This is a genomic window from Streptomyces roseifaciens (genome assembly GCF_001445655.1).
Lineage (GTDB): Bacteria > Actinomycetota > Actinomycetes > Streptomycetales > Streptomycetaceae > Streptomyces > Streptomyces aureoversilis.
Genome location: NZ_LNBE01000006.1, coordinates 230,129 through 243,160, shown reverse-complemented (window position 1 = coordinate 243,160; position 13,032 = coordinate 230,129). Strand labels below are relative to the sequence as shown.

The following is a 13,032-nucleotide window of genomic DNA, read 5'->3' as shown; positions in this document are numbered from 1 at the left end:
ATCTCTCAGGGTCCTCCTTAAGACGGACGCCGTCCTGGAGGGGGACTACGGACCGGACTTCGGATCCCCCGCCCCCAGTGCCGTCAGCAGCGCTCCGCAGGCCGGTGTGCCCGGTGTCACGGGGGTGTAGTGGCCCACACCCGCGAGGATCTGCAGGGTGACGTCCGCACCGGGGTGCCGCAGCGCCGCCGCGGCGTAGGACCGGGACAGGGCGACCGGGACGTCCGCGTCGGCGGTGCCGTGGAGGACCGTGACCGGGACGCGGGCCGGGCCCCGGAGGACCGGATCCGCCTCCGGGTGGTGCCCGCCTCCCAGGAAGCCGTCCACCGCGCCCCCGCTCAGCCGCAGCTCCCGCGCGCGGGCGAGGTCGGCGACCGGTGCCACGGCGACGACGGCGTCCACTCCGGCCGGCGGGACGTGCCCGCTGGCCGCGCACAGCGCGAGGTGCCCGCCCGCCGAGTGACCGGCGAGCACGTGCCGGGAGGGCCGGCCGGGGCGCAGGCGGACGCCCACGGCGCGGATGACGTCGTCCAGGGTCTGCGGCCAGCCGCCGCCTCCGCCGACGCGGCGGTACTCGGCCAGGGCGACCTCCGCGCCCCGCGCGGCCAGGGCCGCCGCGAGGGGCGTGAGGTGACGGCGGTCGTACGCCTCGCGCCAGAACCCGCCGTGCAGCAGCGTCACCCGTAGGCCGGTGGGGACGGCCGGCAGGTGGAAGTCGACCACCTGGCTGGGGTGGGGGCCGTAGGAGACGGTCTCGTCGGGCGGGACGTACGCCAGGCCGAACAGGGCGTCCTCTTCGGCCGTCACTGCCTCCGAGTCCCTTCCAGGACCTCCGCCAGCACCCGCGCAGCCCGTTCGGCGTCCGCGAAACGCGTGTACAGGGGCGTGAAGCCGAAGCGGAGGATGTCCGGGCGGCGGAAGTCGCCGACGACACCGCGGCGGATCAGCTCCGCCATGACGTCACCGGCACCCCCTGCGGGGCCCGCGGCGCAGCGCAGCGACACCTGGCCGCCCCGTTCCCCGTGCGCCTCGGGCGTCACGGACTCGACGCGGCCCCGTGGCACGTACGCCTCGACGCAGCGCAGGAAGAAGTCCGTGAGGGCGAGGCTCTTGGCGCGGACGGCCGCGAGATCCACGCCGTCCCAGACGTCGAGGGCGGCGTCGAGGGCGAGGAGGGAGAGGATCTCCGGCGTGCCGACGCGGCCGCGGACGGCGCCGTCGGCGGGCGCGTAGGCGGGGTCCATGGCGAAGGGGTCGGCGTGGGAGTTCCAGCCGGGGAGCGGGGAGTCGAAACGGCCCTGCAGGGCGCGGCGCACGTAGAGGAAGGCGGGCGCGCCGGGGCCGCCGTTCAGGTACTTGTACGTGCAGCCGACCGCGAAGTCCGCCCCGGTGGCATCGAGGTGGACGGGGAGCGCGCCTGCGCTGTGGCACAGGTCCCACACGGTGCGGGCCCCGGCCGCGCGGACGGCCGCGGTTACGGCGGGGAGGTCGTGGAGGCGGCCGGTGCGGTAGTCGACGTGGTTGACGAGGGCGACGGCGGTGCGGGGACCGGCTTCGCGGGCCATGTCCGCGGCGTCGACGACACGGATCCGGCAGCCGGTCATGCGGGCGGTGGAGCGGGCGATGTAGCCGTCGGTGGGGAAGGTGGCGGCGTCGACGAGCACTTCGTCCCGCGACCCGGTGTCCCTCAGGCGGATCGCCGCCACCACCGCCTTGAAGACGTTGACGCTCGTGGAGTCACCCGCGACGACCTGGCCGGGGGCGGCTCCGACCAAGCGGCCGATGCGGTCGCCGACGCGCTCCGGGGCCGTCCACCAGCCGGATTCCTCCCAGGACCGGATGCGCAGCCGCCCCCACTCGCGCCCGACGACGTCGGAAAGCCGTCCGGCGACGCCGCGCGGCAGGGCACCGAGGGAGTTCCCGTCCAGGTAGACGCAGTCATCCTCCAGGTCGAACTCGGCGCGCTTGGCGGCCAGTCCGTCGGCGGCGTCGAGCGCCGCGGCCTCCTTGGCCAGGGCCGCCTCAGACACGGCTGCGCGCCGTCCACAGCTCGGGGAACACGTTCTTCGTCGCCCGCTTCTCCAGCCAGGCGACGCCCGGCGAGCCGCCCGTGCCCACCTTCGCGCCCATGGCTCTGCGCGTGGCCACCAAGTGGTCGTTGCGCCAGCGCCAGACGAGCTCCGCGACCTCCGTCAGCGCCTCCCCCAGCCGGCACTCCGGGCTGCTCTGGTCCCCGGCGTATATGCGCTCCCAGACCACCTCGACCGCCGGGTCGGCGGCGTACCGCTCGGAGACGTCGCGGCCGAGGACGGACTCGGGTATCTCGTGGCCACGGCGCGCGAGATGGCGCAACACCTCGTCGTACAGGCTCGGTGCGTACAGCGCCTTCTCCAGCTCGGCGTGGATCTGCGGTGCGCCCTGGTGCGGCACGAGCATGGACGCGGACTTGTCGCCCAGGAGGAACTCCAGGCGGCGGTGCATGGCCGACTGGAAGCCTGAGGCGTCACCCAGGGCCGAGCGGAAGGCGTTGAACTGGGCCGGGGTGAGGTGGGCCAGCGGCTCCCACGAAGCATTGAGCGACATCAGCTCGTACGTGGACCGCTTCAGGGCGGCCATCGCCACCGGCAGGTCGTCGTCGCGCAGGGCACGCGCGGCGGTCTCCCACTCGTGCACGATGACCGTGAACCAGAGCTCCATCACCTGGGTGGTGACGAGGAAGGCCATCTCCCCGGGGTCCTCGGAGAGGGGCTCCTGAAGATTGCTGAGCACCGAGGCCCGCACGTAGTCCTCGTACGGGGTGGTGCCGGTGAAGTGCAGGTTGGGTGCGGTGTCCTGTGAGTCGGAAGTCATCATCGTCTCCCCTGCCGTCGCTCCCGGGATCGCCGGGCCACTGCGGCGATCATGCGGGCCGATGTGTGCTGACGGCAAGGGTCGTTATGAACATGGACCACGCTGCGGCCGGAACGGCTATGACCGGCCCGTCAGGGTTCTTACTGTCCCGGACGGGGACGACGCCGGACGGGGCGAGGGCGGGGGCCCATTCGACGCACATACCGCCGTTGGCTTCGCTGTAGCTGGACTTCTTCCATATGGCGCTCATGGGTGTACGCCTCCATAACGTGTCGAATAAGGGAGACGGAATCGTCGCGCGAAAGAGCATCGGTGCGCAGCAGCTCGTAGGCCGCCCGCGCCTCGGCAACCGCTTCCGCCGAGTCATCCACCCGCCCTCGCGTATACGTCTCTTCGTACAGGACGTGGGTTCCGTCCCGGGCAGTCACCACCGTAAAGGGCGCCCCCCCGCACCACGGTTCCGGCAGTGACCGGGAACACTTGCAGCGTGATGTGCGGTGACTCGGACTCGGCCACGAGGTGACGCAGCTGGGCCCTCATGACGCCCGCGCCACCCACAGTGGCCCACAGGGCAGGTTCGTAAAGGATCACCGACAGCGACAGGGGGTCGCTGCGCTCGAATACCTCGCGGCGCTGCATGCGCTTCTCGACACGCGCTTTGATCCAGTCTGCTGACTCTTGCCGATGAGCGGCCCGGAACACCGCTTCGGCATATTCCGGCGTTTGCAAGATGCCCGTTACACGCGTGGTGGAGTAGTCCCAGACGGCCCGCGCTTCACGCTCAAGCTCCAGATAGGGAATGAACCAGACGGGGTTACCCCAATCGGCCGCCCGCCGACGCATCCGCGTGTACACCCCCGGCGTGCCGAACACCCTGTCGCACTGCTCGGCGAACTGCGCGGAGGCGAGTTGCCGCCCCGTCTCGACCTTGCTGACGTAGGGCTGCCGGAAGTGCAGCTCTTCCGCCAGCTTCTCCTGCGACCACCCGCGAGCTTCGCGCGCGTGTTTGATCTCCTCGCCGAACGTCACGACGGGTGACTCGTACTCCTCGGCCATGCACCTAACCCCCGGCATTCCAAAGGTGTTTGGCATGCAAACTAGCCTTCTCAGCGGCACCACGAGGGTGGAATCTGAGCCTCACGGTTGATGCCCGCCCGTTCGGGGCGGGACACACGGAGGATCGAACAAGATGACGGTTGCTGTGCCGCACTCAAGCGGCCCGCCTCTCTGCCCGACACCGGAGGAGTGCCCGGTGTGCCGCATCTTCGCCCGCGCCATCAGGGGGGCCGAGAAACGCGGCGACGCGCGAGCCGTGGCCGACTACGGCGCAGCACGGGAAGAACACCAGGCCCGGTATCCCCACAAGCCCGAGAGGGCGGGAAGTAGCGCATGATCCACGGCGAGCACCTGGTCAGAGACCTCCGGCGCGACCATGGATTCGTCCCTATCGGGCGCACCAAGCGCAAGGGCGACCGGTGGACCGTTGTGCCGCTTCGGCTTCTCACCAGTGAAGCCGTGGACACCATCAAGGCTCAAGCCGGGATCAGCCCCGTCTGAGGCGTCCCACGGTAAGCCCACCGACCGGCCGGAGCGCCCCGCACAAGGCGGGGCGCTCCGGCCGGTCTTTCAGCTCAGCTCAGCGCAGCGCAACCCGCTCAGCCCAGGGTGTTGGCGGCCGTGGGCGAGCTGTCGCGGAGGAAGGTGGAGCAGCGCTCGTACTCCTCCTGCTCGCCGATCGCCTGTGCGGCGCGCGCGAGGGCGTGCAGCGCGCGCAGGAAGCCGCGGTTCGGCTCGTGCTCGAAGGGGACCGGGCCGTGGCCCTTCCAGCCGCTGCGGCGCAGTGCGTCGAGGCCGCGGTGGTAGCCGGTGCGGGCGTAGGCGTAGGACTCGACGACCCGGCCGGCCTCGAACGCCTCGTCGGCGAGCTGCGCCCACGCGAGCGAGGACGCCGGGTACTTCGCGGCGACCTCGGCGGGAGCCGCCCCGGAGGCGAGCAGCTCACGCGGCTCCGGGTCGTCGGGCAGGTGGGTCGGGGGCGGGCCCCCGAGCAGGTTCTCGTGAATGGACATGCGCTCCAGTCTGCCCTTCCCCTGCGCTTTGCGTTACCGGGCACCGGGGGCTTTTCGCGTTGCGGTCCGCCCGCTCACGCGTCCCCCGGGTCCAGCGGCGGCGAGGCCGTGCCGCAGTGGTAGGCGGCCTCCGGGTGGCAGGGCCGTTCGCCGGTGGGCTTGGGGGCGCGCAGGCACGTGGAGCGGACCGTGAACCAGGCCAGGAGCGCGCCCAGCACCAGGGAGCCCGCACACCAGTACATCGCCTTGCGGAAGGTGTCCCCGAACGCCTCGGGGTCGCGGTAGGCGTCGGGGCCCATGCCCACCAGCAGGGGCAGTGCGGCCACGGCGACCAGGCCCGCCGCGCGGGCGGCCGCGTTGTTGATGCCGCTGGCCAGGCCGGCGCGGGCCACGTCCACGGAGGCCAGGACCGTCGCGGTGAGCGGGGCGACGAGCGCGGTCATGCCCAGGCCGAGGACCACGAGCGGCGGCAGGAGGTCCGTCCAGTACGAGGCGCCGCGGTCGACGCGGACCATGAGGACCATGCCGACGGCGCACAGCAGCGACCCGGCCGTGAGGGGCAGGCGCGGGCCGATGCGCTGGGCGATCTCCCCGGAGCGGGCCGACAGCAGCAGCATCAGCACCGTCGTGGGCAGCAGGGCCGTGCCCGCCGCGAGCGCCGACCAGCCCAGCACGACCTGCAGCTGCAGCACGGAGAGGAAGAAGAAGCCGCTGAAGGCCGCGTAGACGAACACCGTCACCGCGTTGATCGACGAGAACAGGCGGATGGAGAAGATCTCCAGCGGCAGCATGGGATCGGGCCTGTGGGCCTCCACCCAGCAGAACGCGGCGCCGAGCAGGACGCCCGCGACCGCGGGGCCGATCACCCAGGCCGAGGCGCCCTTGTCGGGGGCGGCGATGAGCGCGTACGTCACCGCGCCGAGGGCGAGTGCGCCCAGGGCCGCACCGAGGACGTCGAACCGCCCGCCCGCGTCCGGGTCGCGCGTCTCCGGGACGTACTTCACGGCCACGGGCACGCACACCGCCGCCAGCGGCAGGTTGATCAGGAACACCCAGCGCCAGCCCGGGCCGTCCACCAGCCAGCCGCCGACGAACGGGCCGATCGCGGAGGCCACCCCGCCGAGCCCCGACCACGCGCCGACGGCCGCGGCCCGGTCCTGGGGGCGGAAGACGGCCTGGATGAGGGCGAGCGAGCCGGGGGTGAGCAGCGCGCCGCCGACGCCCTGCAGGGCGCGCGCCGCGATCAGCACCCCGGCGCTCGGGGCGATCCCGCACAGGAGCGAGGCCAGCGCGAACCACACCACGCCGATGACGAAGATCCGGCGCCGGCCGAAGCGGTCCCCCAGCGCACCGCCCAGCAGGATCAGGCCGGCGAGGGTGAGCATGTAGGCGTTGATCGTCCACTGCAGGCCGCCCAGGTCCGCGCCGAGGTCCCGGCCGATGTGCGGCAGGGCGACGTTGACGACGGTGCTGTCGAGCATGGCCATGCCCGAGCCGAGGACGGCCGTCAGCAGCACCGCGCGCCCCGTGGCGGTGCCCAGGCGCACCGCGGGCCCGTCGTCGGCCGCGGGGTCCCGGCCTGCCGCCGCGGCCTGCGCCGGGGACGGGGGTGAGGACGGGGACGAAGACGGGGGTGAGGGTGGGGGCGGCTCGGGGCCGGGGCCGGGCCCGCGCCCGGGTTCCGGTGCGGAGTCGCTCATGGCGCGATCATCCCCCGGCCCGGCGCGGGCGGCCACGCGAAGGGCCCTCACGGCCGCGCGAAGGCCCGCGCAGCCATGCCGAAGGGCCCGGCCCGCTCGGTGAGCGGGCCGGGCCCCTGGAAGCCGTACGGGCGGCCGTTGCTTCTGCTTGGTGCCGCTACTTCAGCTTGGTGCCCGTGGAGCGCAGGTCCGCGCACGCCTTGGTGACGCGCTCGGCCATGCTCGCCTCGGCCAGCTTGCCCCAGGTGCGCGGGTCGTAGGTCTTCTTGTCGCCGACCTCGCCGTCGACCTTCAGGACGCCGTCGTAGTTCTTGAACATGTGGGCCGCCACCGGACGGGTGAAGGCGTACTGGGTGTCGGTGTCGAGGTTCATCTTCACGACGCCGTTCTCCAGCGCGGTGCGGATCTCCTCCTCCGTGGAGCCGGAGCCGCCGTGGAAGACGAAGTCGAACGGGTCGGCCTTGCCGTGCTTGGCGGCGATGCCGTCCTGGAGGTCGCGGAGCAGCTCGGGGCGCAGCACGACGTTGCCCGGCTTGTAGACGCCGTGGACGTTGCCGAAGGAGGCGGCCAGCAGGTAGCGGCCCTTCTCGCCCAGGCCCAGCGCCTCGGCGGTGCGCTCCACGTCCGAGACGGTGGTGTAGAGGTCGTCGTTGATCTCGTGGGAGACGCCGTCCTCCTCGCCGCCGGTCGGGGTGATCTCGACCTCGAGGATGATCTTCGCCTTCACGGCCTCGGCGAGGAGCTCCTTCGCGATGGCGAGGTTCTCGTCGAGCTTCTCGGCGGAGCCGTCCCACATGTGGGACTGGAAGAGCGGGTTCTGACCGGCGGCGACGCGCTCCTGGGAGATCGCGAGCAGCGGGCGGACGTAGCCGTCCAGCTTGTCCTTCGGGCAGTGGTCGGTGTGCAGCGCGATGTTCACCGGGTACTTCTTGGCGACGACGTGCGCGAACTCGGCGAGCGCGACGGCGCCCGAGACCATGTCCTTGCTGTACTGACCGCCCAGGAACTCCGCACCGCCGGTGGAGATCTGGATGATGCCGTCGCTCTCCGCCTCGGCGAAACCGCGCAGCGCGGCGTGGAGGGTCTGCGTCGAGGTGACGTTGATGGCCGGGTAGGCGAACTTGCCTGCCTTCGCCCGGTCGAGCATCTCGTTGTAGACCTCGGGGGTTGCGATGGGCATCTGTCCGCTCCTTGTGATGTGCGGGTACGGGCGTGGTTCGGGGCCCTGACCTAGGGGGCGACGGTCATCGTCGCCCCCATACTCCCAGACTCCCCGAATTACTCCACATGAGGCTCACCACGCTCATATGAGCTCGGGCATGCGCAGGGGGTGCGGTTTCACGTGAAACCACACCCCCGGGCCTGAACGCCGCCAGGAAACAGCAGGTCAGGACAGATCCAGGTCCCCCAGCGAGTAGCCCGTCACATAGCGCAGGCCGGCGCCCTCGATCGCGGAAGCGGCCCCGCGGTCGACGATCGTCGCGACCGCGACGACCTCCGCGCCCGCCTCGCGCGCCGCCTCGACGGCGGTCAGCGGGGAGCCGCCGGTGGTCGAGGTGTCCTCGACGACCAGGACGCGGCGGCCCTTGATGTCCGGGCCCTCGATGCGGCGCTGCATGCCGTGGGTCTTCTGCGCCTTGCGGACGACGAAGGCGTCCAGCTTGCGGCCGCGCGCGGCGGCGGCGTGCAGCATCGACGTGGCCACCGGGTCGGCGCCCAGGGTGAGCCCGCCCACGGCGTCGAAGTCCAGGTCGGCCGTGGCGTCCAGCATGACCTGGCCGACCAGCGGCGCGGCCTCGGCGTCCAGGGTGATCCGGCGCAGGTCGATGTAGTAGTCGGCCTCCTTGCCGGAGGAGAGGGTCACCTTGCCGTGGACCACGGCCTTGTCCTTGATCTGCTGCAGCAGGGCGTCACGCGTGCTCATGCCCATGAGCTTAGGCCAGCGTCCGCCAGGTCCACGTCGTGGAGATCTCCAGCGGGTCGATCGGCGTGACGAGGCGGGGCAGGGTGTTCAGGCCGTTGGGCGGGCCGGACTGCGGCTCGACGCAGACGGCCGCCTCCTGCTCGTCGTAGACCACGACCCACTCGGTGCGGCTCGCCACCTTCAGCTCAAGGGCGCCGGGCCAGGTCAGGGTCACGTCGACGCCGTCGGGCATCCCGAAGCAGTCGTCCCAGGGGCCGGGGAGGGGGTCGATGCGGCGGCCGGTGGGGATGTGGTCGTCGCCGCGCTCCTCCTGCCAGCCGGGGGCGAAGTCGATCCGCACGTCCTCGCCGGTGCCGAGGTTCCGCAGGAACCAGGGGTGCCAGCCGGCCTGCGCCGGGAAGGAGTCGCTCGCCGCCTCCACGCCCATGGTGAGGGTGACGGCGTCGGGGGCCAGCTCGACCAGCTGCGTGACCCGGCCGGGGTACGGCCAGGGGGCGGCGAGGTCGTAGGTGAAGGCGGCGGAGGAGTCGTCCGCCCGGGCCGTACGCCAGGCCGTGTCCCGGCCGGTGCCGTGGATGGCGTGCGGCGGGTGGTTGACGGGCATCTGGTGCCGCTCGCCGCCGTTGCGGAACTGGCCCAGCTCGATCCGGCCGCACCACGGGACCATGGGGAAGCAGCCGTACTTGTCGCCCTGACGCAGGAGTTCCGTCCCGCCGATGCGGAGGCTGGTCAGGCGGCAGCCGTGTGCGGGATCCACGGTGAGCTCGGCGTCGCCGGCCTTGAGCCGGACCGGCTGCCCCGGCTGCCCCGGCCGGACGGGCTCGCTGAATCGTCCGGGCTGGTCACCGGCGTCGTCTGTGCGTACGTCATTCGTCACGGTTCCGACCCTATGGGCAACGGCCGCCGCGGGCATCCGCCGCCGCAGGCATCCGCCACCACGGGCATCCGGACCGGGCCGGGAGCAACCGTCCGCGGGCGCCCGACCGACCGTCAGCAGCCTGCAGGCAGCACGCCGTCAGCAGCCGTCGGCCGCCATCGGCAGCTTGCCGGCAGCCCGTTGTCAGCGGCCGTCGGCAGTCGCCGGCGCTGCGTCTACGGCCCGCCTACGGCCCGTCAGCGGCGGCGGCGCAGCACGCGGCCGACCACGACCGCTCCCGCCAGCGCCACGGCCGCGGCGGGGGCCGCCCACCGCAGGGCGGTCGCCGTCGCCGAGGCCGCCTCCGGTGCCGGGACGGGGGCGTAGCGGCCGCGCGGCGGCGCGTGGTCGACCTCCTCGGCGCTGCGGCCGATCATCGTGCGGCGGGCGTGCGCGGCCTCGGCCGGGGGCTCGTCGTCGTCCACGTCGTCCTCGTCGAGGTCGTCGTCGGCGAGGTCGTCCGCGAGGTCGTCCTCCGCCGACGGGTCGAGGGAGGGCGCCGGGACGGCCGTGTCGAAGACGCTGCCGCCCTCCAGCCGGGGGCCGCCGCCGGCCGCCTCCTCGGCGTCCTCGCGCAGCTCCTCCACCAGGGCCGCGGCGAAACGGTCCAGCAGCCGCCGTGCGGTCGTCTCCGCGGTCTTCTCGTCGAACTCCGCCAGCCGGCCGCCGGTGGTCACCGTCCCGGCGCACGTCAGCCGCGCGCCGCCGGGCGCCTCCGCCAGCCGGCCGCGCAGCGTCAGCGCCACCGTGCCGGTGCCGCGCACCTCGGCGCCCTCGCCGGAGAGCTCGTACGCGCCCTCCCGCTCGGTCAGCCGCAGATGGCCCCGGTAGGTGATGGTCGAGCCGCCTATGCGCAGCCGCAGCCGCCCGGCGACGGTCTCACCGGAGGCGTCGGCACTGTCCTGGTGCAGGCCGGGAACGCACCGGGCCACCCGCGCCGGGTCGGCGAGGACCCGGCGCACCGCCTCGACGGGGAACGGGACGAACACCTCATGCTCCATATCAAGCGAGCCTACCCACCAGGCCCCTCACCAGGGCCTCTCCGGACGGATTTTCGTGGAGACCGCCGTCCGGAGGGGCCGCGACCGGAAGCCGCCGGCCCCTCCGGCACCCGGGTTCAGTCGCCGACCGTGAAGCGCTCGCCGATGTGGTTCGCCTCCTCGATCTCGTCGACGAGGGCCACCGCGTAGTCCTCGGCGGAGATCCGCGACTTGCCGTTCCCGTCCACGACGAGGTCGTCCAGGGCCGTGCGGTACGTGCCCGTGCGCTCGCCCGGCTCGATGAGGCCCGCGGGGCTGAGGTTGGTCCAGCGCACGTCGGTGACGGTGCGGTAGTAGTCCAGGGCGTCACCGTGCGCGTGCATGATCTGCAGCAGGAACTCGGGCAGCCCCTCGGCGTCCCAGACCTGCTTGCCGTCCGGGGTGCGCAGCGAGCCCGCACCGCCGACGGCGATCAGCCGCGGCGCCTTGTCGCCGAGCGCGCGCACGCCGGCCACCAGCGACTTCGCCGCGGGCTCGATGGTCGCGACGTGCCCGGGGCCGTCGCCGCCGCCGACCGCGCTGACGAGGACGTCCTGGCCCTCGGCCACGGCCTGGACGGACGCGGGGTCGAGGACGTCACCGGTGGTGACGGTCAGGTTCTCGTGCTTCTCGGTGACCTTCGCGGGGTCGCGGACGACGGCCGTGACCTGGTGGCCGCGGTCGAGGGCCTCGCGCAGGACGCGGCTGCCGATGGTGCCGGTGGCGCCGAAGAGGGCGATCTTCGCCATGGGGTTCTTCTCCTCAAGTAGTGCAGTGCAAGGTCTGCTGAAGTGCAGTGCAAGGTCTGCTGAAGTGGGGGGGATCAGTACTGCTCTGTGGGTGTGTGGGGGGGGGAGGGGAGCAGCACCGGTGAAGTAGGGGGGATCAGTGCTGGTCGAGAGCCCGCGTGAGCCCGCGGGCGCTGGTCGTCGGGCCGCCGAGCCGCCGCAGCCCGCCGGACGTGTGCAGCAGCAGCGTCGGGAAGCTGTCGACGCCCAGCCGCCGGACCTCCCGGAACTCCGCCTCCGCCGCGCGCCGCGTGGCCGGGTCGGCGAAGGCTGCGGCGGCCGCGTCGGCGTCCACGCCGAGCCCGGACGCGACCGCCCGCACCGTCTCCGGGTCGGACAGGCTCCGCCCGTCCACGTACCAGGCGCGCTGCAGTGCACCCGCGAACTCCAGTGTCCGCTCGGGGGCCTGCTCGCGCAGCGCGGCGAGGGCCGTCGCGGCGGCGGCCGAGTCCAGGACGGCCGTGCCGTCGGCGAAGGCCTCGGCGTAGCCCGGGCCGAAGACCGCGCCGGTCAGCTCGCCGATCCGGGCGTCCGCCTGGGGGATGTAGGGATATGCGGACACCGGCTGCGCCCGCGGGCCGGTGAACAGCCCGCCGCTGAGCACCGTCAGCTCGATGCGGTCGGCATTCGCCTCCGCGAATTCCCGGATGGTGGGGCCGAAGCCGTAGCACCAGCCGCAATAGGCGTCGAAGGCGTACGTCAGCCGGTGCCGTGCGGCGGTGTCTTTCTGCCGTGCCATGTCCGTCCCTGCATTTCTCTCGGCCGCACTGCCTTGTGCGTGTGGCCCGCACTGTCTTGTGCGTTACGACCACGCTAAAGGCGTTTTTCGCCCATAAACAGGTAAGCTCGCGTCTCACCATGGTGAAAAAGCGACACGACATCATCGAGCTCGCCTACCAGGCCCCGCCCGGCACGCCCGCCGGCGTCGAGGTGATGCCGGTGGCCGAGCTGCGCACCCGCGCCCCCGAGGGCCTCCTGGGCACCCCGCAGCGGCTGGACTTCCACCAGATCGTCGTCGTCCGCTCCGGCGCGACCGCGCACACTGTGGACTTCACCGGCCACTGGCTCGAGGAGGGCTCGGTGCTGTGGGTGCGCCCCGGGCAGGTGCAGCAGTTCGGCGACCCGGAGCGGATCGAGGGCACGGTCGTCCTCGTCCAGCCCGGTTTCCTGCCGCCCGGCAGCCCCGTCGCGGCGGTGGCGGACGACCCCTTCCGACCGGTGGTGTGGCAGCCGGTCGGCCAGGACCGCGAGGCCGTCTTCTGCGCCGTGGGCCACCTCGAGGCGGACTTCCGCACGGGCGCCGGCCTGCCCGCCGACGTGCACACCGACGTCCTGCGCCACCTGCTGTCCGTGCTGGTGCTGCGGCTCGCACACCTGACGGCCCCCGCCGGCAGCAGGGTGCCCGCCCCGGGCGAGGCCTTCCTGCGCTTCCGGGCCGCGGTCGAGCGGGAGTTCGCCACCAGCCACCGGGTCGCCGACTACGCCCGGGCGCTCGGCTACTCCTCCCGGACCCTCTCCCGCGCGACGACGGCCGCTGCCGGGGTGGGCGCCAAGGAGTTCATCGACCGGCGGGTGATGCTGGAGGCCAAGCGGCTGCTCGCGCACAGCGGGCTGCCCGCGGCCCGGATCGCGGGCCGGATCGGCTTCGACGACGCGGCGAACTTCTCCAAGTTCTTCCAGCACCGGGAGGGGTGCTCACCGGGCGCCTTCCGCAGCCGCATGCGCGGCCCCGCGGCCTCGTAACTTCTCGGCCTCATAACCTCTCG

General features: G+C 72.8%; 16 protein-coding genes. 2 read left to right on the top strand and 14 right to left on the bottom strand.

Annotated features, from left to right (window positions below):
• Positions 1-45 precede the first annotated feature (45 nt).
• From AS857_RS35105 to AS857_RS35090, 6 genes are read right to left on the bottom strand one after another with little or no spacing between them, the layout of a single operon-like run.
• A complete protein-coding gene (locus tag AS857_RS35105) occupies positions 46-807 on the bottom strand; it encodes an alpha/beta hydrolase (RefSeq protein ID WP_058047517.1) in 762 nt (253 codons plus the stop codon).
• Positions 804-2,030 (bottom strand): kynureninase, encoded by a 1,227-nt coding sequence (gene kynU, locus AS857_RS35100; protein ID WP_058047516.1) that lies wholly within the window; start codon positions 2,028-2,030, stop codon positions 804-806. The genes AS857_RS35105 and kynU overlap by 4 nt, the downstream gene beginning before the upstream one ends.
• On the bottom strand, positions 2,023-2,850 hold the full coding sequence (locus AS857_RS35095; protein WP_245700775.1) for a tryptophan 2,3-dioxygenase family protein: 828 nt from the start codon (positions 2,848-2,850) through the stop codon (positions 2,023-2,025). Before AS857_RS35095 ends, kynU begins: the two co-directional genes overlap by 8 nt.
• 49 nt (positions 2,851-2,899) lie before the next feature.
• Positions 2,900-3,052, bottom strand: coding sequence for a DUF397 domain-containing protein (locus AS857_RS41730; RefSeq protein WP_245700774.1), 153 nt, complete (start codon positions 3,050-3,052; stop codon positions 2,900-2,902).
• Positions 2,991-3,278 (bottom strand): Scr1 family TA system antitoxin-like transcriptional regulator, encoded by a 288-nt coding sequence (locus AS857_RS42170; protein WP_338058297.1) that lies wholly within the window; start codon positions 3,276-3,278, stop codon positions 2,991-2,993. The genes AS857_RS41730 and AS857_RS42170 overlap by 62 nt, the downstream gene beginning before the upstream one ends.
• Complete coding sequence (locus tag AS857_RS35090) at positions 3,214-3,906, bottom strand: helix-turn-helix domain-containing protein (protein WP_338058296.1); 693 nt, start codon at positions 3,904-3,906, stop codon at positions 3,214-3,216. The genes AS857_RS42170 and AS857_RS35090 overlap by 65 nt, the downstream gene beginning before the upstream one ends.
• 333 nt (positions 3,907-4,239) lie before the next feature.
• Between AS857_RS35090 and AS857_RS40540 the strand changes: the two genes are divergently transcribed.
• Positions 4,240-4,407: a hypothetical protein gene (locus AS857_RS40540; protein WP_173864875.1), complete on the top strand. Its 168-nt coding sequence runs from the start codon at positions 4,240-4,242 to the stop codon at positions 4,405-4,407.
• 98 nt (positions 4,408-4,505) lie between these two features.
• Here the strand turns inward: AS857_RS40540 and AS857_RS35085 are convergent, their stop codons facing one another.
• The 8 genes from AS857_RS35085 to AS857_RS35050 form a co-directional block, all read right to left on the bottom strand.
• Entirely contained in the window at positions 4,506-4,919 is a 414-nt protein-coding gene (locus AS857_RS35085) for a DUF3151 domain-containing protein (RefSeq protein ID WP_058047513.1), read from the bottom strand.
• A gap of 74 nt (positions 4,920-4,993) precedes the next feature.
• A complete protein-coding gene (locus AS857_RS35080; protein WP_079110935.1) occupies positions 4,994-6,619 on the bottom strand; it encodes an MFS transporter in 1,626 nt (541 codons plus the stop codon).
• Positions 6,620-6,776: 157 nt separating this feature from the next.
• Positions 6,777-7,799 carry a class II fructose-bisphosphate aldolase gene (gene fbaA / locus AS857_RS35075; RefSeq protein ID WP_058047511.1) on the bottom strand — a complete coding sequence of 341 codons (1,023 nt, stop codon included), beginning with the start codon at positions 7,797-7,799 and terminating at the stop codon, positions 6,777-6,779.
• A 207-nt stretch (positions 7,800-8,006) separates the two neighbouring features.
• Complete coding sequence (gene pyrE / locus AS857_RS35070) at positions 8,007-8,549, bottom strand: orotate phosphoribosyltransferase (protein WP_058047510.1); 543 nt, start codon at positions 8,547-8,549, stop codon at positions 8,007-8,009.
• Between the two features lie 4 nt (positions 8,550-8,553).
• Complete coding sequence (locus AS857_RS35065; RefSeq protein WP_058047572.1) at positions 8,554-9,300, bottom strand: aldose epimerase family protein; 747 nt, start codon at positions 9,298-9,300, stop codon at positions 8,554-8,556.
• Between the two features lie 356 nt (positions 9,301-9,656).
• Entirely contained in the window at positions 9,657-10,460 is an 804-nt protein-coding gene (locus tag AS857_RS35060) for an SRPBCC domain-containing protein (RefSeq protein ID WP_058047509.1), read from the bottom strand.
• 116 nt (positions 10,461-10,576) lie between these two features.
• Positions 10,577-11,227, bottom strand: a complete 651-nt coding sequence (locus AS857_RS35055; protein WP_058047508.1) for an NAD(P)-dependent oxidoreductase — start codon at positions 11,225-11,227, stop codon at positions 10,577-10,579.
• A gap of 136 nt (positions 11,228-11,363) precedes the next feature.
• Positions 11,364-12,005: a DsbA family protein gene (locus AS857_RS35050; protein WP_058047507.1), complete on the bottom strand. Its 642-nt coding sequence runs from the start codon at positions 12,003-12,005 to the stop codon at positions 11,364-11,366.
• 119 nt (positions 12,006-12,124) lie between these two features.
• Here AS857_RS35050 and AS857_RS35045 point away from each other — a divergent pair, with 119 nt between their 5' ends.
• On the top strand, positions 12,125-13,009 hold the full coding sequence (locus AS857_RS35045; RefSeq protein ID WP_058047506.1) for a helix-turn-helix domain-containing protein: 885 nt from the start codon (positions 12,125-12,127) through the stop codon (positions 13,007-13,009).
• Positions 13,010-13,032: the final 23 nt, after the last annotated feature.